The sequence below is a fragment of the Bacillus sp. ISL-57 genome, from assembly GCF_018613135.1.
Taxonomy (GTDB): Bacteria; Bacillota; Bacilli; order Bacillales; family DSM-1321; genus Peribacillus; species Peribacillus frigoritolerans.
The window spans coordinates 52,933-76,877 of record NZ_JAGGQV010000001.1 but is presented as its reverse complement, the minus strand read 5'-3'; the positions used below and the strand labels follow the sequence as shown (position 1 = coordinate 76,877).

Genomic DNA, 23,945 nt, shown 5'->3' with positions numbered 1-23,945 from the left:
ATTATTTCTCTTCCATAATCCATTTTGCTTTGCTACCCGTAGTATAATCTGTGAAAAAGATTTCATAAGGTGCATAATCGGTTACTCCGAAAGCAGCGGGCCCGTTAACGTGCTTACCAGCTTGAACAATCTCGGTTAATGTATCGAGAGCATATACCTCCATCTTTTCACCTTTGCTGTCATACACTTCAAAATCTCCTGCGCTAACTACTTGTTCTTCTTTTGTACCATTTAGGTATTCAATATCAAACCCCAATACTTCTTTGAGCTGTGTTTCTTCGAATTCGTTTCTTTCCTTTGTGTATTGTACATTTGTTAATATTATGATATGACCTTCTACATTTATCTTTTCACCTAGTTTAAAGGTTCCAAGCTCTTTCGGTTTTTGTTCGGAATCTTCATCGAATTCAATGGGTTTCTTGTTTTCCGCAATAACTGTATTGCTCAAATCAACGGTACGGATAGTGGGTTCTTTTTTATCATCATAGAGCTCAGAGTGTTTATATAGTTCTCGTATGTAGGCATCCATAATAGCTGCTTGCATGCTGCTCTCAAAGCATCCACCATCTGAGTAGTTCACTTTCATTTCTATCGTTTTAGAGTCTTTTAATTCAATGCTTTTATAAGTGATAGTTCCTTCATCATCAGGACCAGCCATCTGTTTTAAAATTGTTTTAAAATTGTTTTGAAATCTTTTTTAGGCATATAAATTTTAGCCCATGCATCTTTATCAGGATTCACAGAATCTATTTTAGAAAAATCTTCTATAGTTGAGAATTCTTTTTGTTCCTTCTTTGGTAAAGAAAAACGCCATAATACATAAAAGTATAATAACGATAGTATTCTTTATCTATATTTCTAAATAATAGGATGGGTACCCATAAAAATATAAGTTCTCCATATTGGTGAGCTAGAGAAATTAAGTAGCCAATTTCAGTATTGGTGCTAGTAGAATGGCATAGTCTATTCCACTTGCTTGTTGAGAGAATAATCGTTTTAATCTTTCTGTTAACATCAGTGCCCTTCCATACCGGTGTTTGTTGTATTTTTAATTTCACTATGAAATACAACTAAGGTTTTTCAAACACATAAAGCCAAAGGATTAAAAACCCTTTGGCCAAAAGAGCAACTTAATAGTAAACGGCTCTTTTATCTATTGAATGTGACCTTCTATTCCGTGTCTATTTCTAAGTTCCAATAAACTCTCCAATTTTCTCTTCACTCTCTGCAACGCATTATCTATAGACTTGGCGTGAGTATTTAATTTATCAGACATTTCTATATAAGTAAGGTCCTCTAAGTAATAAGCCAAAACCTTCTTTTCTAACGGACTTAGAACCTCAGATAATTTTAATTCCAAGTCATCCGCAGATTCTTTATCTATCAATATCGCAACCGGATCAGAAATAACGGTGTCTGTCATTACTTCCATAAGAGTATGATCCGGATTTTCTTCATATATAGGCATATCAAGCGAAATAGAAGAATTTAACGGAGTATGTTTTTGACGAGTAGCTGCCTTGATGGCTGTAATAATCTGCCTCGTGATACATAGTTCTGCAAACGCTTTAAAATAAGATTGTTTCTCGCCATTAAAATCCCTGATGGCTTTGAACAATCCTATCATCCCCTCTTGGATAATATCTTCTCTATCTGCCCCAATTAAGAAGTATCTGTTAGCCTTAATCTTTACAAAAGTTTGGTATTTTTTCATCAGTACTTCTAGTGCCTCCATATTTCCTTGCCGGACCTTTTCTATTAATACTCCATCTTCAAAATTAGCGCATAGGAATGACGGTTTTTCTTCGATAGCTATACCCACAAAAATCCCTCCACCGGCTGTATTCAATTGAGCCTTGTTGTTTAAACGGACGCCCATTTTATATGCGGTAAATTACCATATTATTTAATATTAACCTATAACGACCACCAATGATATTAGATTATTTCGACAATTTAATACATTCCTATACACCTTTTTTTAGTTAGAAGGAACCGTTTACACCCTCTTTTTTTTAGGCTGTTTTCTAAAGGATTGTTGCCCTTTGGAAAAAAAATTAAAAACTTAAATTTTATGGTAAAACACAAGGTGGTTCTTATTCAATAAACTGGCAGTTTAATGGAGTTGCATTTTAAACGTTTGTACTAGGAGTCAATGTGAGGGTTATTTCCTAATGTACCATTTATATACAATGAAGGAGGGATTTCAGTCTTTTTTCAACTCTATTTAACTACTTCCTATGCAACTAACCTCCCTCTATAAACATTGATGTATCAACGGTTTGCACCACTCGTTATATTAGGGAATTTTTTTTTTTAATCTTCTTTTAAAAAGAGCATTGAAATTCTGGTTTTTTTTAGTAAATTGAGCGTACGCTTCGCTAAAACTAATGGAAATTATCAGCTATTTTCTTCACTATGTGATGCACAATAGATCTCTGCGAAGCTTATGATGACGTACCCTCCCATGTCTCTTAGCGTGCTTCTACTTCTTTTAATGAACGTGGATAGCTATAACCGAATTGTTGATAGTTCATCATACTTTAAGTTGATGGACTTATCAGTTTTACATATTTTCTTTTCGATATTTTTCAATTAAACTTTTAATTGCTTTCCAATTTTAATTCTTCTTTGATTGACTATTTTTTCACGCTGACTTTCAGCTTCAATCCAATCTATACAGCATTAACATCTGCATAGAGTAGCTTTTTTTATTAAGACTTATTCATGATCATAGTAGCTCTTTCTTCCTTGTATGTAAGAATTGGCAAGGTCCAATGCTTTTTGGACGGCACCAATTCGGTTATAGAAGTGGAAGAGTTTTTTTTCGTAGTGTTCAATTAACATGGTGAAGCCCATATTTTTAAAAAAAGGAAGGGCTGTAGTCTCAATAAAATGATAGTAATCGTCTTCTTCATGATTAAGCTGATAAAGGTGTAATTCAAAAAAAATCCAGTTATACGATTTTGTCGATTTTGCTATTCTAAGGCCTTTATGTGCTAATTCCAATAAAATCTCGTTTGAAAGTAGTTTTCCTTTATAACAAGTATTCATATAACCATCTAATGCAGTTAAATAATGAGGAACCTTTTCATCCATTAGTTCCATGGCTTCTTTGTATAGTTCGGATGCTTCTTTGTATTTTTTTCTTCTGTAAAGTTCAAATGCAAGATTATTAAGAAGCTTTGATTTACGGTCTATTTCATTAATGGTATCACAGGTACGTATTAATTGTTCGTAACGTTCTTTCGTCTCTTCAAAATCACGAAGCTCCTTTGCATTTAATTGTAATAACATGATCGTCTCTGTATCAATTATTCGGATGACATTTAACGTTTTTTGAAAATAGTCAAGAACTTTCTCTGCATAATAATACGATATTATATTAGAATGAATAAGGTGATAGGCTAGTGCCAAATGGTAATAATATTCAAATTGATTATATTGACTTTGATCAATCGATGTTAAAATTTGAATACAATCTCGATACTGTCCGTTGTGAAAATAGTACATACCTAGAACATGTTTTAACATATTGCGGTCTTGCGGAGAAAAAGATGATTCAATTTTTTGCAGGTTTTGAATAATTAATAATGCTGTTTCTAATTGATAATTAGATAAATAATACCTTGCAGAGAGTAATTGATAGAAAACTTGAAAATCTGGCAATTGAATCAGTGTTTCTTTTTCGATTTCTTCTTTTAAAATTTCTGATTCTTTGCTTTGTTGCATAACGAACGTGTTGTGCCATAGCTTTAGTTTCTGTTGAAGATTATGATACCGCACAAATTCATCATCAAGACAGATATTCAATCTTTGGGATAATAAGAGAGTAATTTCCCCTGAGTATTCTGTTATCTCCCGTTCTATCTTACTAAGATGTGTAGCAGAACAAATTCCTTCACAAAGCTGCCCCTGAGTCAACCCCGCTTTTTCACGATAAAACTTGATAAGTTTCCCTTCAATCATAGCTTCACCTCTAGGTTGTAATTTTATCTAGTATATATAGAAAAAAATAAATATATAATCTATATATTCTAGTAAAATTAAGAAAAGCGCAAGACTACTTTAATACCATCCCTCTATTTATTAGCTTTTTCAATATTCACTTTTGTTTCCCTTTTTTACGAATTCCCTATCTACCTCAATATTTTATTCTGAAGAAAATCCAAATAACGCAACCTTATTGGAATACTCTCTTTCTTAATACTTTTAGAAAAATTTTATACTTTCTTTAAAGTTAAAACACGATGAAGCTAAGCTTTCATCGTGTTTTTTAATATTTATGGCTGTATTCCCAACTCAACTAAAATTGATTCTAATGTCTTACCTTTATACTTCTTCTTTGGTATTGGAGCATTATCAACATGCACATTTTGCTTGAGATAGTTTGTTTGAACATATTTCATATCTTTAGCATCAACTATTCCATCAAAGGTGATATCCGCTGCACGCTTCTTTGTTTTCCATGCATTTTGAATTTCAATCGCATCTTGAACATCAATGACATGGTCTTGGTTTACATCACCTGCAGTAATATCAAGGGCAGGTATCCAGCGATTTTGACCGTATAACTCACCATTGTGCTCAAAACCTATACCAGAATTTAGTTTTTCTTTCGTGACAAAGTGGCCTGGGACTTTCATTTCTATCGTGAAGGCATTTGTGCTTAATGGCAGCTTGTTGAATACATATTGTCCATTTTCTTCTACCGTTGATGTCGCATCGAATTCATTTCCTTCTGAATCGAAGATTTTCACTGTACCGCCAACCTTGCTCCAATCCCTTTTCTCTGTAACAGTACCATCTTCATTTTCAAATCCTTGCGGAGAGACATAACCTCTAGCCATTGAGAATTGCGGATTAACCTTCCAACTATAACCAGCTTTTAACACACTGCTTTTCTGATTATTAGCATCCATTACGCTCACAATCGGATTAATCGCTGCTCCAAGGGTATATTGATCATCCTGAACCTTAAACGTAACCTCAACGACTTTTGCATGGTCTAATGCTTTACTCTCTTCATTAAATTGGACAGTAACGACCTTGTCTTTAATCGTTAAAGAGGCTTTGTCCGAGAATTTGCTGTGAAGCTTGGCATCAACTAACTCTACGCTATCTAAACCTCTGTCAAAGTCTCCGTCACCATTAAAGTTCCATTCCGCCTTTGACACTGCGTTTAGGTTATCTAATGATAGCGTTGCTTTTACCGTATCGCCTGTTTTCACCTCATACTTTTCGCCAATAGTATACGAGACAGGTGTACCTTCTTTTACAAAGTAATATTGCTTTGTTGCTGGTTTGTTTCCTGCCATATCATATCCATTCATGCGGAATTGAAGTGCTGGGATGGATTCATCCAGGGCGATTTCTTCGACAAACTTTCCTTCTTTATCCATTGGAATTGGCGTAGAAGGGAAACCACCTTGACCCCAGTAATACACCATCGAGTTCGATGATTGATCGATATTTACGCCCAATTTCTTTAGTTCGTCAATGGTTGGATCTGTGATTTGAATTTCGAATGGATATGTTTCTTGACCTGGTTTATATTCAATAAATGGAGACTTTCCATCAAGTGAACTTTTGAAGCTCGGTGCATCGAGATCGATGAGCAAATGCTGCGTTTCAGTTGTAACCTTCCCGGAAGTACCTGTACCAATGAATTTCAACTTGTAATGTCCCGGTTTTTTCACATAACTTGCTTCTTCCGAAATGGGCTGTTTTGAGTTTCCTGTAAACTCATAATAAGCTCCATTAAATGCATATAATCCATAATCTACATTGTCATAAGCGTAATCTAAATTTATTGTTCCGACCAACCCGAGGTCCTTTCCTGTTTTGCCATCTTGAAGAACGACATCCATTTTTTCCATTGGTGCACGAAGGTTAAAATTAGCAAATACAAATGGAGTACGCATAGGATCCCATCCTACTTGGTTTAAATGACTTGGAGAATAGGCAGGATTTAGTACATCAACCTTATTAAATCCATCTTTCATTGTTCGGAAGCTGAAAGGAATCCGATACTGCTCTGATGAATTCGAATTGTTTGTTAATGTAATATAGCCTTCGTAAATTCCATCCTTTGCTTTCTTAGGAATAAGCAAACGTGGTGTTACTTTTTTGAAGTCTTCACTTTTTACAGAAATTTCGCTTGGAATATCCAGCTCCACTCCATTTTCCTTCAAGCTGTTTGAACCATTCGATTCAGTTACAGATACACTGAAAGTTTTGTTTACTTTATCGTTATTTTCAATAGTGATTGATTTTTTTAGATTTAACTTTTTATCTGCATAGTGAACATCAAAGCTGAGTCCGCCCGTCAATTCTTTTACCTTGATTAATTCTTCAGCACCTGGAACAAATGTTTTATCGTTAATTTTGAAGCTTGTTCCACTATACACAGCTTGGTATGGATCGACTCTTCCTGCTCCAACTTCAAATACACTATATTCTCCGTTAAGAGGATCTGCCGTATTCATTAGAACGGCTTTAATATCTTCCGGCTCTAATTGCGGATTCGCTTGAAGCATGAGTGCTGCAATCCCTGCTGTATGAGGAGTAGCCATAGATGTTCCAGAATATCTGGAATATGCATATTGATAGTTTTCTTGATGTTCAGCGTCCACCATATAAGAAGGGACTGTTGAAAGAACACTTACTCCCGGTGCCGTCCCTTCTGGCTTCATATCGTATGTTTCTCTTGCCGGGCCTCTTGAGCTAAAGTCCGCTAAGTGGTCACCTTCTGTCTGTTTATCCGCGTATTTGGAAAAAGTAAAATTCGCTTCACCTGCTTGAATCTGTGCTTTAATGCTTTCTCCCGCTTCTTTTGTTAAAGAAAATGCAGGCACAAAGTCATCGGACTCTCCAAGATTGGCATTAATTTGCCCTTCCACATTGTTACAAAGAAGAACGGCGGCTGCTCCATTTTGTTTCGCATTGCTGACCTTTTCCGCTAAGGCGAACTCTCCGCGTTCCACAAGTGCAATTTTCCCTTTTACATCCTTGCCGGAATAATCAGAGCCATTTCCTAAACCGACATTCACTACCTCATAGGATTTCCCTTCCCATTCCTTTAAATGGTCTGAATAGTGGCGTCCCAAACTAACAAGCTCGATCGAATCTTTATTTCCGATTTTCCCATTGAAAGTAGAAACCGCCATCGGTACATCACTCGCCCCGACTGTCAAAGCAAGTGCTGCTGAGCCAGGTGAACCTAATGTATAATCATCTGATCCTGCATTTCCAGCTGCTACAACTGCTGTTACATCATTAAGGACAGCATAGTTAATGGCAGTACTGGTTGGATCATAAGGATCATTGATGTCCGATCCGAGGGAAAGGTTGATAACATCCATACCATCGTTTACAGCTTTTTCTATACCTGCAATGACCCCTTCAGATGATCCTGATCCATATGGTCCAAGAACACGATACGCATATAAATCCACATCAGGAGCCACACCTTTTACAGAAACCTCTGCATTCGTTCCTTGTCCAGCAATGGTACCTGCAACATGTGTTCCATGGGAAGTATAATAGGAAGAACCGGACCAGCTAAATTCTGGTTGCCCCGACGCTTGCCAATCCTTGTACGTTGCCTCCATTGGATCATTATCTTGATCAACTAAATCGTAACCGCCCTTATAGGCATCTTTCAAATCAGGGTGGTTGTAATCAATCCCTGTATCAAGAACCCCAACTTTGATTCCTTTTCCTGTAATACCTTCATTGTGCAGCTGGTCAATTTTTAAATATGGAATACTTTCAACGGATGTACCAGGGGCCGATTTCTCTCCCATGGCGATCGGATCGACCTTAAATTCTACATTTTTATATACTGCTTTTACGACCTTGGATTGCAAGAGCTGCTCTACCTGATTAGCTGGCAGCTTCATAGCTACCCCGTTATAAACGGTCTTAAAGGTAGAAGTGATTTTATGACCTGTTTTCTTGCTTCTAAGATTAGTAGATGGAAGAATCGATTGAATGTCTTTATTAAACTGGGAATGTTCCTTTTCTACTTGATCATCCGCTTGTTTTTTTGAAAGCTTCTTTCCTTTTACATTCGCATCCAAGACTGCAACTTTTCCCGGCTTTGATTTGAACTGGACGATGACCGAGATTTCTTTATCCTTTTTTAACTCTTCCATTTTAAATCCTTGCAATCCGACATTATCTGTCATTTCAAGTTTATTTAACGCTTTTCGTTGTTCACTTGTCAACGAAGCCAAGACGTCTTCTGCCTTTATGTTCGCTGCATTTGCATAAGGAATGAAAGGCGTGTTTGCTGATGATAGCAGCAGGCCAGCTGACAGCGTAATCGCTGCTGTTCGTTTAATGAATGAATGAATTTTCATATCTTCCCTACTTTCTTAGTTAAATAGAATTCCCCGAAAAAATACCCCTTTCTAAAAATTTAAAATATTCATACAATAATATTAATTGCCTTTCTATCGGATTGCTATTGGGTTAATTTTACAGGACTTTATACCTTCTTTCTCTTTTATATGTTCTGAAAAATCATTATTTTTGCGAAAATTAGTGAAAAAGACTTAAATCCATTTTTATAAATTGGGGTTTTCTTTAGTAAAATAAAAAAATATGAATTCAATTGAAAGAGTTGAGGAGGGGAAGATCTATACTTAAGTTGCAGCAAAAAGGTTTATTCACGAAAATATCCAAATTAACTTCCAAGTGTTATTCTATTATCTGGCCCAATTTACGAACACCTCCTTATCTTTTTTCTATATAGTATTTATTTCTAGGTAGTTCAAAATAGTTCTTTTTTCAACTAACCCGCCCCGTTAGTAGAATAAGAAAAAGCTGCCTTAAAGACAGCTCTGATCTTCAGCTAAACCAGCTAATAGGATGTCAATTTCTTTCTCTTATTTTTAACCTCATCGTTAGCTGAATAATCAAAAGGCTTTATCCACAGTTTCTTGAAATATTAATTATTACAAATAGTTGTCCTGTAATACGTTTTAATCCTTCTCTATTCTCCACCAATTGAGTAAATAAAACAAAACTGGCTATAAATTTTATAAACAAAAAAAGGCTCAAACCCCTGTGATATCAAGATTTGATCCCTTGGTAGTTGATGACCTGTGCGGGATTCGAATATACAAAAGAAGAATAAATGGTGTTTGTCCCTAAATAGAAATATAATTTAATAGTTATATGAAAAAGTAAGTATGAAAAGGTGGAGTTTCATTGGATATTTTATGGTGGGGATTAACGATCGTCTTATTTGCTTTAAGTTTTGTAGGAATTGTCTATCCTATTATTCCTTCGGTTGTTGCCATTTGGGGAGGATTTGCAGTTTATCAATTCCTGGTTAATCCTGATGAGTTATCGTTATGGTTCTGGATCAGTATGGTTTTGTTGAGCGGTGTATTAATCGCGGCAGACATTATCGCAAACAGTTATTTTGTTAAAAAGTATGGGGGGTCAAAAACATCCGAGACAATAGCAGCTATTGCCACGATTGTTGGTTCATTTGTCTTTCCTCCTTTTGGAATAATTCTCGTACCATTTTTAGCAGTCCTCGTTTCGGAATCAATCATTCAAAAAGATATAATGAAGGCTACTAAAGTTGGGTTTGCAACTATCATCGGTTTTTTAGGCGGCAGCTTAGCCAAAGTATTAATTCAATTATTGATGATTGTTTGGTTTATTTTAGCGGTAATCTTTTAATTTTTATAAAGGCCACATAAAGAAAAAGCTGACTTTCAACAGTCAGCTTTTTCTATTAACAGAAGTCCTGTTAACTTATCTGGTATAAGATTATAAGAAAAAAAGTTATGGAGGAAAAGGAACTATCTTTTCACAACTGCTCCCTTCCGTATCAAAACTCAAGACATGATCCCCGCCCAAGTTTTCACAGCCGTCGCTAAAATCAATAGAGCCAGTATGACTTGCAGCATTTTTACATTCATTCTTTTACCGGCCATTGCCCCAAGCGGGGATGCTATTAAGCTAGCTACAACCATGATCAACGCCGGATAGAAGTCAACTTGACCGGTTGAGATTTTCCCTGCTGTTGCACCAACGGATGAAATGAAAGTAATGGCCAATGAAGAAGCAATCGTGACCCTTGTTGGAATTCTTAAAACGATAAGCATGATGGGAACTAATAGAAAGCCCCCTCCGGCACCGACTATCCCGGCACCTAAACCAACGATTAATGCCAGGATGGCCGCAAGCCATTTGTTAAAGGTAACTTGATCTATAGGAATGTCATCTATCCCTTTCTTCGGAATGAACATCATGACAGCCGCTATCAACGCCAAAATGCCATAGACGATATTCACTCCGTTTTCCGACATCGATTGTGATCCAAAACTCCCAACCACGCTTCCGATCAACACACTGATTCCCATGTAGAGAATTAGCGTTTTATTTAAATGTCCGCTCTTACGATAGCTCCATATACCTCCGATGGAAGCGAATAAGACTTGTACAGCGCTTATACCTGTCACATCATGGGCACTAATTGCCGCTAAACCGAAGATTGGGGGAATAAACAGCAGCATGGGATAATTTATTATCGAACCGCCGATGCCGAGCATCCCTGAAACGTATGAACCTATAAAACCAATCAAAAAGATGGTAATGATAAAGGTTATATCAATTTTAATTGCCTCCCTTAAAAGAAGGGAAACCAAATGGTTCCCCTCTCTTTATCAACCTTTTCTGATCCAAAATTTCAGTATATCATTTTCTTCTGCCGTTTCCACCAGTTCATGACCACCGGATTTTGACCAAGCGGCTAAGTCTGCTTTAGCTCCTTTATCAGTTACATGTATTTCCAGAACTTGCCCGGTTTGCAAATCATTCATGGCTTTTCTCGTTTTGACGATTGGCATTGGACATGCCAGTCCCTTAGCATCTAGCACTTTATCTGCATTCATATTTCATCTCTCCCATTTTCTTGGTTTCTATTTTTATCGGTTTTAGCGAACCGCACAGCGATTTGGTCCAATTTCCATTTCGCGCTGTTTTTCATCATCGGGTTCGATTTTCCCCATATTAGTTTCGCGAATTTCTTGATAAGCGTTTGGCTGAGGCGGTAAATTACCTGTTACCATTTCTCTGAATTCCGTTTCATCCGCAATGTTCAATCCGTGATTTTCAGCAAACAGCGCACCCAGCTTTTTAGCGACACTTCCATCTTCATTCAATTCATCAATGATCATGAAATGTGATGGCAATACAATTAACTCGTCTGATAATTCTTTATAACGTGTATACAGTGTTTCTCTCAAGTCCCCTACCCAATCCTCAGCCAAACCAGCTAGGTCCGGTCTGCCAATGGAATCGATGAATAGTATATCCCCGCTTAGCAAGTATTTTTGATCCACCACAAATGAAGTGGATCCAATGGTATGACCCGGGGAATATAATGCTTGGATATCAATCGCTGTATGACCGATCGTTATCACTTTCCCGCTTTTTAAAGGCTGATATTGAAAAGTTACTTCAGCCGCATCTTTTGGCGGCAGCCAGTAAGCTGCATTTGTTGCTTCCGCGATTCGTCTTCCACCTGAAATATGATCGGCATGTAGATGCGTATCCAGAACATGTGTAATCTTCACCCCGATATCATCGGCGAAATCAAGATAGGCATCTATCATTCTTGTGGAATCAATAACGGCTGCCTCACCATTGGAAACGACCATGTAAGATAAACAGCCTTTACCAAGTCGAACAAATTGGTAAATTTCAGCGCCATTTGTCAATTCACCTATCCTCACTGGTTCCAAATGTTCACTCCATGCTTTCATGCCGCCCTTTAAATAAAATACATCCAATCCAGCTTCAGATAACATTTCAGCTACCATGACGGATGAGCCTTCCTTGGCACATACTACCAGAATTTCTTTATTGGCCGGGATTTGATTGAGAATTTCTTCCACGCCATCCAGTAGATCAAAGTAAGGAATATTAAGGAATTCGAAATTCTGCCCTTCAATTTTCCAATCATTAAAGTCACTTTCATTTCGAACATCCAAAATAAATAAGTCGGTTTTATTGGTTACTTTCTTTGATACTTCAGCAGCTGTCATTTGCTTACATGTCATATTATATACCCCCTATAGTATTGATGTTTTCAAAAAAATTTTCCTTCATTAAAAGGTTAATGTAATATCAGCATCTTTTGCGAACTCCAAAAATGTGACCGCTCCACCTACTTCGATACCGTCAACGAAAGCTTCTTTTTCCAAGCCCACTACGTCCATGGTCATTTGACACCCAATAAACTTGACGTCCATTTCCTGTGCCATAGTAACTAACTCTGGACACATTGGCCCTTTTAAACCCTACGGCAAAAAGCTCCTTACCTTTAGGCAGAGGAAGTTTTCCATTCGCTTCTTTATGAATTAAGTTCAAACCTTCGTAAGTAAAGAAAATGGCCACTTCTTGATCTGTTGCTGCCGCTGCCATTGCAATGTTAAACACCATTACTTGCGATTATAGCTACTTTTTAGTCATGATGTATTCCTCCATATAATAGTTTTATTCATTCACGAATTTTTGGGAAGGACCGTTCCATTGGCTCATGCCTGGTACAACATTGAAAACCCGTTCAAATCCAGCCTCAGTCAGTTTTTGTGCAGCAAGATCACTTCGGCTGCCTGTACGGCAAATCACGAAAATCTCTGACTCTATATCCAGTTCACCCATACGTTGTTCCAATTCACCCATTGGAAGGGATCTTGCTCCTGGAATGTGATTAATAGCATATTCTGCGGATTCTCGTACATCCAGGATGACCATATTTCTATTTTCTTCCATCACGTGTAGCAGTTCTTCATTTGAAATGATTTTTTCATGCTTCTTCATTTCTGTTTCTTCATCGCTTGCTTTCCGAAGATAATGTTTTAGTGTGGTACCTTCTTCAACCGTACCCAAGTATTGATGGCCTGAACTTTCCGCCCACGCCTTCATATCGGCGGTTGACCCTTTATCAGTTGCTTGAATCTCCAGTACTTCCCCCGCTTCCAGGCCATTCATGGCTTTTTTCGTTTTTACGATTGGCATTGGACAAGCTAAACCTTTAGCATCCAAAACGGAATTTGTTTTTATCATTTTATATCCTCCTTCTATTATAGATGTGGGGGTATATTCGAATTCAAAATTTTTCTGTGGGACCTTCCCATTCATTCATACCACCTATCATGTTCAACACTTTATATCCATGATCCTCAAGTAACTGTGCAGCCATTGAACTTCTGCCCCCTGACCGGCATACCATGATATACTCTTTTGATTTATCCAGATCCTGCATTCTAAATTCCACTAGACCCAACGGGATATTCAAAGCATTTGGTATTTCCCCTGCCTTGACTTCATTCACCTCCCGCACATCAATGATGTGGACTGGTGAGTTTCCCTTCAATAATGCGTTCACTTCATTCGGTAAAATTTCTTTCATTCTTATAAGATCCTCCTTTTATTCGCGCCAAGAACTCATGCCGCCTTTTACATTGGTGACTTCTTTAAATCCAAGTTTTTTCAATGCTTTACTCGCATTACTGCTCCTCATCCCGCTTTGGCAGATTACAATCACTTCTTTATCTTTTGAAAGTTCTTGTGCCCTTTTGCCAAGTTCGTTTAAAGGTATGTTTTTAAAGTCCTTTATGTGATTGCCCCTATATTCATTAGGTGTACGGACATCAATCAATTGCTTATTTCCTCTATTTTTCAACACAGCTTTTAGCTCAGCCGCATTTATATTTTTTATCCCTTTTACAGGGACAAAGCGCTGATATAAAAACCAAACGATGAAACCTAATATGATGAGGTTAAATATAGTTCCCAATGGACCCATCCCTCCGGTACCCAAATTTATATAAATAAGTTTACATTTCCATCCTCTGCTTCAGCTAAATAAGCCGCAACACCTGCATACTCAATTCCATCCAATAATTCCTCTTGCTGCAAGCCCAATAAATCCATTGTCATCGTACAGGCTATTAGTTTGATTTCTTGTTCCTGAGCCAACTCAATTAAATTTGGGAGTGACATGGCGTTATGCTTCTTCATCACGTGTTTGATCATTTTGGGACCCATCCCAGCAAAGTTCATGTTGGATAACCTCATTTTATCAGAACCACGCGGCATCATTTTTGCAAACATTTTCTCCAGTAATCCTTTTTTTAATGAAACCTGTTCATCCTTCCTTAAAGCATTCAATCCCCAGAATGTATGGAAGATAGTCACTTCATGATCGTAAGCCGCAGCCCCATTTGCGATGATATAAGCAGCCATTGCTTTATCATAATCACCACTAAATAAAATGATCGTCGTTCTTTTCTTTTCAGTCATTACAGTCATTATGTTTCCCCCTGATTGATATTCCACTTCACATTTAATACCCTACGGGGTATATATTATGCTAAAAAATATAGTTCGTCAACCCTATTCAAGGGAATAGGGTTTTCTTTATTTAATTGGTCCATGATTGATTGAAGTCAAAACGTCATTCACTTCGAAAATTTTCCCATTAACCTTCTCAATACCAAACCCATTTAACCGAGCTGTATGCATCGTCAAGTACTTACATGCGGTTTCCTTCGTTTCAAACAGATAAATGCCACCTGCTTCCTTTGCCTCACTGTCTTCGGTCCAAATCTTCCAGATCAATCCTTCTTCATCATTAATGCTTTTTGCTAAATCTGTAAATTCTTTTACCATTTCGTTGCCGAAAGGTCCCTCCATTTTAAAATCCACTTGTAAAATATAAGACATGAATAACACTCCTTTCCTGGTAGTCAGGTCAAATACTTTTACCTGCTTTTAATCAGTAAATTAACCGCTTCCTTGACTAGATGATCAGTGCCCTCTCCATTCTCGACGTTTTCCCGAACGCATTGCTCAAGATTGGCACTTACGATAACACCCATGGTTCTATCGATGGCATTTCGCGCAGCCGACAACTGAGTGACGATTTCCCTGCAATCTTTTCCCTGCCCCATCATTCCAAGAACACCCTTGATTTGTCCTTCAATCCGTTTCAAGCGATTCATGACATTTTTATCATACTCCATACTCCGCCCCCCATCTATTTGCAATCGTTAATATCATGACTGATTACATTAATTCCATTTCCGATTAAGAAGCTTAGTCCCAAGGTCACTTCCCAATTGATCAGAAGCAATGATCGTGAATTTGCACGTTTTACTCGTGAGTTTAGGCAGTTTACTCGTGAATTTGCACGTTTTACTCGTGAGTTTTGGCATTTTACTCGTGAATTTATTCATTAATGACTCGTGAGTTCATATTATACCTATAGGGGTATATTGTCAAGCCGTTGAATTCACACTTTAATAAACACAACCTAATACTAAAAACACATAATGGATTAAACTGACCTCTTGGAGGGAGAGCATTACGCCCATATGAAGCCAAACCAAGATATGAAGTGGCTGATACTTTCTACAATTGCCCTAAGAAGTTAGCAAAAATGTGAGCAACTCACTAATGTTGATCAAAACGCATCTAGTGGACAAAATAAAAAGGCCCAAACCCCTGTTATTACAAGGATTCGAGCCTTAGGTAGCCACTTTTTTCTTGTATATCCAAAATATTGAATAAATAATGATTTTCCCCGTTTACGTTCTTTATATTGGCAATTCCAAAATCTAATATAGATTACTATAATAACGAACATAGAAAGAAAAAATTGGCAGGAATGAGTGCGGTTCAATACCACCTTCACATTATTCAATTGTAAAAAGAGCCTTTTAGCGTCCTACTACGCTTTTACCTTGAATGGGGACACTTCTACTGTTCCCCCATTCCATCAAGATTCTTTGACCCAAAGTTTTCGAGCAATGCACGCGCTTCATCTGTTGACTCTGTGTTCATTAATTGATTTCTTAATTCACTTGCCCCTCGAAACCCACGGACATATATCTTAAAAAAGCGATGAAGAGCCTTGAATGAACGTAGCTCTAATTTTGAATATTTATCATGGAGATCCAGATGCAACCTTAAAAGATCAAGCAATTCCTTACTACTATGATCCTTCGGTTCTTTTTCAAAGGCAAATGGATTATTGAAAATACCACGCCCAATCATAACACCATCAATACCGTATTGATGAGCAAGCTTTAAGCCAGTTTGACGGTCAGGGATATCCCCATTGATCGTCAAGAGCGTATCTGGTGCCACCTGATCACGAAGTTTCTTAATCTCCGGGATTAGTTCCCAATGAGCATCTACTTTACTCATTTCATTTCTTGTACGAAGATGAATAGAAAGATTAACAATGTCTTGTTTCAATATGTGTGTTAGCCAGTCTTGCCATTCGTCCACATCCGTGAAACCAAGCCTTGTCTTTACACTCACGGGCAATCCTCCTGCTTTTGCTGCTTGTATCAATTCTGCTGCAACTTCTGGACGACGGATAAGGCCACTTCCCTTCCCATTCTGTGTCACATTAGGTACAGGACAGCCCATATTGATATCCACACCCCGAAAGCCCAGTTCCGCCATACCTATGCTCATTTGCCGAAAGTATTCAGGCTTATCCCCCCATATATGGGCTACAATTGGTTGTTCATCCTCTGTAAAAGTCAAACGCCCACGTACACTGCGGATGCCCTCTGGGTGACAATAACTCTCCGTGTTTGTAAACTCTGTAAAAAACACATCTGGTCTGGCTGCTTCACTCACTACATGGCGAAAAACAACATCGGTCACATCTTCCATTGGTGCCAGTATAAAAAAAGGTCGTGGTAGATCACGCCAAAAATTATCTATCATATTCAAATTCCAATCCTTTCATTATGGGTTACCAGGATAACCCCTTATCCCAAAATTAAAAAGCAGAATGTCCCTGCTTCCTTTACACTTATACCATGCTTAAGCACTTTTTATCAAACTGCAGAAATTTTTTTTTCACGAAACCCATCCGACTTCCATATTCCCCCTCCTAGTTTAGAGCCGCAAATGCTCAAAATGGTTTTTCATACACGCAAGTACATAATTTCTAGGGGGCAAAGCCAACATATAAGGAAAGAAATTGAAATGGTGGAGGGAATAATTTGAAGGCATCTGATTTGTTTGTAAGATGTTTAGAGAATGAAGGGGTTCAGTTTATTTTTGGGATACCTGGTGAGGAAAATACGGATCTTATTGATTCTCTAATAAGCTCTGATATTGAATTTATCTTGGTTCATCATGAACAAGCTGCAGCTTTTATGGCAGACATCTATGGCCGGCTAACTGGAAAGCCAGGCGTATGCTTGGGCACATTGGGACCGGGTGCAACCAATTTATTGACAGGGATAGGAAGTGCTTATCTGGATTATTCCCCTGTTGTTGCGATTACAGGTCAGGCTGGCCTTGATCGCATTCATAAAGAGTCGCATCAATATGTGGACATTATTGGCGTTTTTGAGGAAGTAACGAAATGGAATCAACAAATTAAGGTGCCGCATACGATTCCGGAAATTATCCGTAAAGCATTTAAAACGGCTGTCATTGAAAAGCCGGGAGCTGTCCATATAGAACTTCCGGAAGATGTGGCAATGATGGATACAGAAGGGGAACCTCTTCCGGTTACACCAATGCCTAGATCCCGCCCAGCCGAGGAAGAAATCAAAAAAGCAGTCGAATTAATAAATCGCGCTAAAAAGCCTATCATTCTAGCTGGTAATGGCGTGATCCGCGATGGAGCTTCTGGGGTTTTGCGGAAATTTACAGAAGAGATGCAAATTCCCGTTGTGAATTCGTTCATGGCTAAAGGAGTTTTACCTTCCGACCATCCATTGTCCCTTTTTACAGTAGGGATGCAAGCAAGGGATTATGTTCTATGCGGATTTGATTTGGCCGATCTTATTATCACCGTCGGCTATGATTTCGTCGAGTATTTGCCAAAGTATTGGAACGATGAGGCAATGAACCCGATTGTTCATATTGATGCTCGGCCGGCCGAGATTGATGCCTATTACCCCGTTCAAGCAGAATTGGTCGGGAACGTTAGCGAGGCACTTGAAGCCTTGACGACTGGTGTAGCAAAAAAAGAACTTTGGCCAGAAGTGAAAAGGTTAAGGTCCCAAATCATTGAAAAATTTCATTCTTCGGATGATGTATCAGGAAGCCCAATCATCCCTCAGCGAATTATTGCCGATTTGAAAAGGGCGGAAAAGGGTAATGCCATTGTCATTTCGGATGTGGGTGCCCATAAATTATGGATTGCCCGGATGTATCAGCCGGAAATCCCTAATCATACGATCATTTCTAATGGCTTTGCATCGATGGGAATCGCCATTCCTGGCGCAATTGCAGCCAAATTGGCAAAGCCTGATAAACCTGTCATTGCGGTTACAGGGGATGGTGGATTCCTGATGAATGGAGTTGAATTGGCAACGGCAAAACGTCTAGGTCTTGCCTTCGTGATAGTCATTTTCCATGATTCAAAATACGGCCTAATTGAATGGAAGCAATTGAATAAATTTGATCGTACGAATGCCATTGAATTTACAGATCCGGACTTTTTAGGGTTCGCAAAAAGTTTTGGGGTTAAAGGAGTGAAAGTAACCCACTCCGATGAATTGTTACCTGCATTAGAAGAAGCGCTTTCGAGTCAGGAAATTGTCTTGATTGATGTGGATGTCGATTATTCGGAAAATGTAAAGCTCTCGAAAACACTAGGTGATTATATTTGTAAATTATAGAAGCAGATATTATTGGAGGGATTTCAGATGAAGAAAAAGTGGCAATTGTGGATCGGTGGTAAATGGCGGGAGGCTAAATCCTATGAGCCATTATATAATCCCCATTCAAACGAAGAAATTGCACAAATCGGACAGGCTGAACCAGCGGATGCCATTGAAGCGATTGTAGAGGCAAATGCTGCTTTTCAGAAATACCGATCCTACCCGGCTCATGCACGAGCAGAAATTTTATTTAAAGCTGCAGCAATCATGGAAGAACGCAGTGAAGAACTTGCAAGAATCATTTCTCTGGAGGCGGCGAAAACGATTCGAAATGCTCGTGAAGAAATGAATCGTACGGTTCAGACCTATCGTTTCGCTGCAGAAGCGTCAAAGAACAATTATGGAGAACAAATCCCGATGGATGCGGCAGTCGGTGGGGTAAACCGTTTTGGCTTCACGGTTCGCACCCCGATTGGCGTCGTTACCGCGATTACCCCATTTAACTTTCCCTTTAATCTGGTTGCCCATAAAGTGGGTCCAGCTATTGCCGCTGGAAATTCGATTGTGTTAAAACCTGCCGAACAAACCCCATTGAGCGCACTGGTTCTTGCCGATATTTTTAAAGAAGCCGGGTTGCCAGATGGAGTATTGAACATCATACCTGGCAAAGGCGATGTTTTAAGCGAAGCCTTGACGACCCATCCACATGTAAAAAAAGTGACTTTCACAGGCAGTGTAGAGGTCGGACACCTTATCCAGCAGCAGGCAGGCTTCCGTAAGCTTACACTTGAACTCGGGTCCAATTCCCCTTTCATCATTGATGAAGGAGTCGACATCGATCAAATTATTCAAAGAAGTGTAATGGGTTCATTTACGAATAATGGGCAGGTGTGCATCTCGATTCAACGAATTTATGTCCACAAATCACTATACCAACAATTTTTAGATCGTTTCGTCAGTACCACAAAACAGCTTGTCATCGGTTCACCTCTGGAGGAAAATACAAATATCACAGCGGTGATTTCAAAAAAATCATTGGAGCGGTTACAAAGTTGGATTGATGAGGCAGTACAGGAAGGAGCAAAAATTGAGTGCGGCGGTACAGTGGAAGGCAATGTACTATTGCCTACCGTTTTAACCAATGTAAATCGTGACTCAAAGGTATTTCGTTTCGAAGTATTTGGTCCGATTGTCTGCATTTTCCCTTTCGATACGCTGGATGATGCCATCAATGATGCAAATGATTCGCGTTACGGCTTGAACTCAGGAGTGATGACTCCGAGTATAGAACGAGCTTTTTATGCGGCGGAACGCTTGGAAACAGGTGGAGTCGTAATCAATGATATCCCAACTTACCGAATTGATAATATGCCTTATGGCGGCTGGAAGGACAGCGGTGTTGGCCGGGAAGGCGTCAAATATGCGATGCAGGAAATGATGGAGCAGAAGTTTATCAGCTTTAAAATAAGCGACCATTGAGGATTATTAACCCGTGGTAATGATGAGAGGGCGATATCTTAAGGATATCGTCTTCTTGTTTTGTCGTACATCAATGCTTTTATTGTAGTTTTTGTTATTAATGGGCACAATCGGAAAAATTATTATTCTGCCACTTGCCGCATCGAACTTCAAGTCTGAAAGGGGTGAGTCGTCAATTGTTCCTAGAAGATTATTCTTGAAAAAATAAAAAGCCACCATTTACGGCAGCTAATTACTTCAATTCTTAATTATTTCAGCACCATAAGAGTTGTCGATTATACAGCGCCATGTACCCGTGGAGTCCGGTTCTTTCCATCGAGAATTCGGAATCGTCCTTTTGATTGGCACTTAGCTTGACTTGTGCCACAACCAATGCCGTATCACCTGTTTCGATTACTGCCATCTTTTCTTGATTGACGATTAAACTATGATTAAAGTATTCAGCGATAGCAATGAATGCCCGGCGAATTTCCTCTTTCCCTTTTGCGACTGTTCCAGGTTTGACAACTAAAGTCGCATCCTCTGAATAGAACTCCATTAAATGATCGAAATCTTCATTATTTATTGCCCTGTCCGCATTTTTTATGACTTGTTCCAGCTCATGATTCTGCATATTCACCCTCCTATTCAGCTTCTCTTCATACTTCTCATCATACTACTTCATACTCTATGGTGTTCGACTGTGATGATGGGGGATCCTGCTCATATAGTAAATAAAGTAAAGAACAAAGTAAGAATGATGTACAATGGTGCCATCCCTGCTCCCTACCTTCACCCTATTAACAAGAAGACTTCTTAAGAACAATGCCTGGCTCCATTTATCGAATAAAGGGTATATCAATTATTATGGCATCCCTTCCATACAAAAGATTTAAAGGTAAACAATATTCTAGTGTTTCTTGGGGATGGATTAGATCACTGCTACCTACAGAAAACACTCAAAAATTCAGAGAAAATAGCATGTCCTTGGAACATTAACTTTTGCTGAACGTTTTAGTATTTGCACATGGCTTAAAAAAGGGGTAAAATAACATCATTCAAATCGTAATGACTACGCTTTTTGCAATCATACAATATTTATATGATAAAGGAGAAATCCAATTGGCAAATAAATAGAAGGTGGAAAAAGTGAAGCAACCCCTGATATTAGTTGAAAATTACGCTTGACCTGAAAAAGGAATTAAAAGCGAAAGGTAGACTCATCCCCTACTCGATTGCATAATCGTTTCTAGTTTACAGGAAGACCTTAAGGATATAAGAAAGATTAAGATGTTTAGAATCGCCTTTCGGGAGTTAATACAAAAAGGTTTACTTTTAGGCATCAAAACTCCAGTTGGTAAAAACATCCTTTCAGGATATAGCTCTACTGAAAATGCTTACTCGGTAATTTAGTGAATTTAGTCGTTTAGAAAGTTAAAAATGAGACAATAATTGATTTTAAATCGTAATTATTACGATTTAACTGGAGGGAAAATTAAATATGGCCACATGGAATTTAAGTAATACGAAGCATCATGTACTCATTTGTAATGGTAGCAGCTGTACTGAGGTCGGATCAGAGGAACTGACTCAAGCAATTCGTAAAGAAATCTCAGACCGACAGGTAGACGACACCATTCACACAACTCGCACACGTTGTAATGGAAGATGCCATGATAAGTGCGTTGTCATCGCCTATCCGAAAGGAACTTGGTATAAAAATTTTAGTAACCAGCAAATCATATCGACGGTGGGATAATTCTTATTTTTAAATGCACTTTATCTCTAACTGAAAATGGAAATTTCCTTACTTTTAACACTCGAAAATGGAAATTATATACCATCGCAGAAAGAACAAGATGGTACCCCGAAATTTAAAAAAGCATTTTAATTCCTGCCTAATGCTTATAAAAAAATGAGCTGTTCGTAAATGTGTACTTTTACGAACAGTAGCAACAATGCTATACCTCCCATCTCGGAAATTCCTTTTCCGCATAATAAGGCAAGATATAAGGAATTGTAGAACAATCTCCAAAATAATTATCTTTCTTCCTATGTAAATATTGAATATTAAAAAGACTCATAACAATTTCCTATGAAGTATAATTTACCACCCATGGAGATCTGTCATGAGCTTTTAACATCTCTTTTTCACTGTAAAAATGGCATTTATTCATTATCCGATATTTCAATCCTTTTAACATCGCCTACAATGAAGATGTATGATAAAGCTCCAATTAAGGCAACTACACCTACGAAAACAATGGCCCCATTGAATGAATTAGTTGCGCTCAAAATTATTCCAATGACGATAGGCGTAACAATTGCTGATAAGTTTCCTGCAAAATTAAATATCCCGCCAGCTAAGCCGACTAGCTCTTTTGGAGCCATATCTGAAACTAGAGTCCATGTTATGGCTGACATTCCTTGGGAAAAGAATGCAAACGACATAACCGCGATAACCAAAGCAATAGACGTTGTATAGTTGGCCAGTATAATTGTACAAGCACCCAACAATCCAAGGATAATGGGGGTTTTACGTGCAACACCAACGGATACTCCACGTTTTACCATTTTATCTGACCAAAAACCACCTACAAGCACACCAATCCCTGCAGCAATGTATGGAATAGAACCAATAAAGCCAGCTTTTAGCAAAGTAATCCCTTTTTCTTGAACAAGATAGCTTGGAAACCACGTGAGAAAGAAGTAAAGAGTTGATGCAACGGCAAACTGTCCAATATAGATTCCCCAGAATTGACGATGCTTAAAAAGATGCCGTGCCTTTGTCCAATTAATTTTTTGACCTTGACCAGCGCTATCGGCTAGTCCGCCTCCTTCACGTATATAATCCATTTCTTCCTTGTTAATATACTTACTGTCCTTCGGATCCTTGTAAAACTTGTACCAAACTAAAGCAAAAATCAATCCAATTATACCTGTCACGATAAAGATTGAATGCCAGCCGAAAGAGGACAATAGCCAAAATAGAAAAGGAGTTGCGATTGCTAACCCTACATATTCACCTGCTGTGTAAACACCAGTAGCTAGTGCGCGTTCACGTTGTGGAAACCAAGAGGCGACAATACGGCTGTTTGCAGGAAAGGCAGGTGATTCTGCAAATCCAAGGCCAAGGCGCAGTCCGAATAAGGTCCCGAAGTTTTTGGCAAACCCTTGTAGAAGAGTAAAAAGTGAAAACAATAAAAGAGATATGCCATATACCACCCGAGGGCCAAAACGATCGGTTAGCCATCCTCCGGGAACTTGCATGAACGCGTATGTCCAACCAAAGGCAGAAAGAATTAGCCCTAACATAGCTGGATCTAACCCCAGATCATCTTGAATAGCAGAAGCGGCTACTGCCATGTTTGTACGGTCAAGATAGTTTATTGCAGTTCCAAAAAACAAAAGGGAAAGAATCATAAATCTAGCACGAGATGGTTTCCTATGTTTAATGGATATAGTTACATTTTCATTTTCTACCTTCAATGGATTGCACATAGTTAATCCTCCTTAAGATTTTCCTTTTTAAAAACCTGCAGTCTTCCCTTCTGCTGGATGATCCTATATACTCATTTTTGGGTCATAACGCTCTTGAACTATATCTAATCAATTAATTGAGTAAGGATCTTATTATAATGGATCAAATTTCCCGGTGATTTTATAATTAATTTATGGCGCTCAAATAAAACGCTTACATCCCTAGATAGGAAACAGTTTATTATTATTTTTTTACAATCTTGAGCCTTGCTAATAAGGGCACCAAACATAAATTTTAAATTTAATATATTCATCTTGGATTACAGAAGA

At 38.3% G+C, this 23,945-nt stretch carries 18 protein-coding genes and 3 pseudogenes; 4 read left to right on the top strand and 17 right to left on the bottom strand.

The features are described 5' to 3' along the window. Nucleotide 1: 1 nt before the first annotated feature. From J7I90_RS00355 to J7I90_RS00340, 4 genes are all read right to left on the bottom strand, one after another. Nucleotides 2-658, bottom strand: a complete 657-nt coding sequence (locus J7I90_RS00355; protein WP_214767575.1) for a hypothetical protein — start codon at nucleotides 656-658, stop codon at nucleotides 2-4. 495 nt (nucleotides 659-1,153) lie between these two features. Next, nucleotides 1,154-1,879 (bottom strand): RNA polymerase sporulation sigma factor SigH, encoded by a 726-nt coding sequence (sigH, locus tag J7I90_RS00350; protein ID WP_214767572.1) that lies wholly within the window; start codon nucleotides 1,877-1,879, stop codon nucleotides 1,154-1,156. Nucleotides 1,880-2,721: 842 nt separating this feature from the next. Continuing rightward, on the bottom strand, nucleotides 2,722-3,969 hold the full coding sequence (locus J7I90_RS00345; protein ID WP_214767570.1) for a helix-turn-helix domain-containing protein: 1,248 nt from the start codon (nucleotides 3,967-3,969) through the stop codon (nucleotides 2,722-2,724). Between the two features lie 314 nt (nucleotides 3,970-4,283). After that, nucleotides 4,284-8,366, bottom strand: coding sequence for a S8 family serine peptidase (locus J7I90_RS00340; RefSeq protein WP_214767567.1), 4,083 nt, complete (start codon nucleotides 8,364-8,366; stop codon nucleotides 4,284-4,286). A gap of 853 nt (nucleotides 8,367-9,219) precedes the next feature. On the opposite strand from J7I90_RS00340, the gene J7I90_RS00335 reads away from it, so the two are divergent. Beyond that, nucleotides 9,220-9,702 carry a DUF456 domain-containing protein gene (locus J7I90_RS00335; RefSeq protein ID WP_214767564.1) on the top strand — a complete coding sequence of 161 codons (483 nt, stop codon included), beginning with the start codon at nucleotides 9,220-9,222 and terminating at the stop codon, nucleotides 9,700-9,702. Nucleotides 9,703-9,860: 158 nt separating this feature from the next. On the opposite strand, the gene J7I90_RS00330 is transcribed toward J7I90_RS00335, so the two are convergent. The 11 genes and pseudogenes from J7I90_RS00330 to J7I90_RS00280 form a co-directional block, all read right to left on the bottom strand. Then, nucleotides 9,861-10,640 (bottom strand): sulfite exporter TauE/SafE family protein, encoded by a 780-nt coding sequence (locus tag J7I90_RS00330; protein ID WP_214768377.1) that lies wholly within the window; start codon nucleotides 10,638-10,640, stop codon nucleotides 9,861-9,863. Nucleotides 10,641-10,691: 51 nt separating this feature from the next. Beyond that, on the bottom strand, nucleotides 10,692-10,919 hold the full coding sequence (locus J7I90_RS00325; protein WP_063593098.1) for a sulfurtransferase TusA family protein: 228 nt from the start codon (nucleotides 10,917-10,919) through the stop codon (nucleotides 10,692-10,694). A 42-nt stretch (nucleotides 10,920-10,961) separates the two neighbouring features. After that, nucleotides 10,962-12,089 (bottom strand): MBL fold metallo-hydrolase, encoded by a 1,128-nt coding sequence (locus tag J7I90_RS00320; protein WP_214767561.1) that lies wholly within the window; start codon nucleotides 12,087-12,089, stop codon nucleotides 10,962-10,964. Nucleotides 12,090-12,137: 48 nt separating this feature from the next. Continuing rightward, nucleotides 12,138-12,471, bottom strand: a pseudogene (locus J7I90_RS00315) (DsrE/DsrF/DrsH-like family protein). Between the two features lie 54 nt (nucleotides 12,472-12,525). Next, a complete protein-coding gene (locus J7I90_RS00310) occupies nucleotides 12,526-13,098 on the bottom strand; it encodes a sulfurtransferase TusA family protein (RefSeq protein ID WP_214767558.1) in 573 nt (190 codons plus the stop codon). Between the two features lie 43 nt (nucleotides 13,099-13,141). Then, nucleotides 13,142-13,444, bottom strand: a complete 303-nt coding sequence (locus tag J7I90_RS00305; protein WP_214767555.1) for a rhodanese-like domain-containing protein — start codon at nucleotides 13,442-13,444, stop codon at nucleotides 13,142-13,144. An 18-nt stretch (nucleotides 13,445-13,462) separates the two neighbouring features. After that, nucleotides 13,463-13,831: a rhodanese-like domain-containing protein gene (locus J7I90_RS00300; protein WP_222619728.1), complete on the bottom strand. Its 369-nt coding sequence runs from the start codon at nucleotides 13,829-13,831 to the stop codon at nucleotides 13,463-13,465. A 26-nt stretch (nucleotides 13,832-13,857) separates the two neighbouring features. Next, entirely contained in the window at nucleotides 13,858-14,337 is a 480-nt protein-coding gene (locus J7I90_RS00295) for a DsrE/DsrF/DrsH-like family protein (protein ID WP_214768376.1), read from the bottom strand. A 117-nt stretch (nucleotides 14,338-14,454) separates the two neighbouring features. Then, on the bottom strand, nucleotides 14,455-14,760 hold the full coding sequence (locus J7I90_RS00290) for a monooxygenase (RefSeq protein WP_214767552.1): 306 nt from the start codon (nucleotides 14,758-14,760) through the stop codon (nucleotides 14,455-14,457). A 38-nt stretch (nucleotides 14,761-14,798) separates the two neighbouring features. Continuing rightward, on the bottom strand, nucleotides 14,799-15,059 hold the full coding sequence (locus tag J7I90_RS00285; RefSeq protein ID WP_214767549.1) for a metal-sensitive transcriptional regulator: 261 nt from the start codon (nucleotides 15,057-15,059) through the stop codon (nucleotides 14,799-14,801). 736 nt (nucleotides 15,060-15,795) lie between these two features. Beyond that, nucleotides 15,796-16,779, bottom strand: coding sequence for a tRNA dihydrouridine synthase (locus J7I90_RS00280; protein ID WP_214768375.1), 984 nt, complete (start codon nucleotides 16,777-16,779; stop codon nucleotides 15,796-15,798). A 281-nt stretch (nucleotides 16,780-17,060) separates the two neighbouring features. Between J7I90_RS00280 and J7I90_RS00275 the strand changes: the two genes are divergently transcribed. Together J7I90_RS00275 and J7I90_RS00270 are read left to right on the top strand one after the other, a co-directional pair. Continuing rightward, nucleotides 17,061-18,695 (top strand): acetolactate synthase large subunit, encoded by a 1,635-nt coding sequence (locus J7I90_RS00275; protein WP_214767546.1) that lies wholly within the window; start codon nucleotides 17,061-17,063, stop codon nucleotides 18,693-18,695. Nucleotides 18,696-18,722: 27 nt separating this feature from the next. Next, nucleotides 18,723-20,156, top strand: coding sequence for an aldehyde dehydrogenase family protein (locus J7I90_RS00270; protein WP_048687700.1), 1,434 nt, complete (start codon nucleotides 18,723-18,725; stop codon nucleotides 20,154-20,156). Between the two features lie 237 nt (nucleotides 20,157-20,393). Here the strand turns inward: J7I90_RS00270 and J7I90_RS00265 are convergent. After that, nucleotides 20,394-20,769: pseudogene (locus tag J7I90_RS00265) on the bottom strand (YybH family protein). Between the two features lie 867 nt (nucleotides 20,770-21,636). On the opposite strand from J7I90_RS00265, the pseudogene J7I90_RS00260 reads away from it, so the two are divergent. Continuing rightward, nucleotides 21,637-21,870, top strand: a pseudogene (locus J7I90_RS00260) ((2Fe-2S) ferredoxin domain-containing protein); the annotation flags it as partial. A 434-nt stretch (nucleotides 21,871-22,304) separates the two neighbouring features. Here the strand turns inward: J7I90_RS00260 and J7I90_RS00255 are convergent. Continuing rightward, nucleotides 22,305-23,624, bottom strand: a complete 1,320-nt coding sequence (locus J7I90_RS00255) for an MFS transporter (protein ID WP_396020088.1) — start codon at nucleotides 23,622-23,624, stop codon at nucleotides 22,305-22,307. Nucleotides 23,625-23,945: the final 321 nt, after the last annotated feature.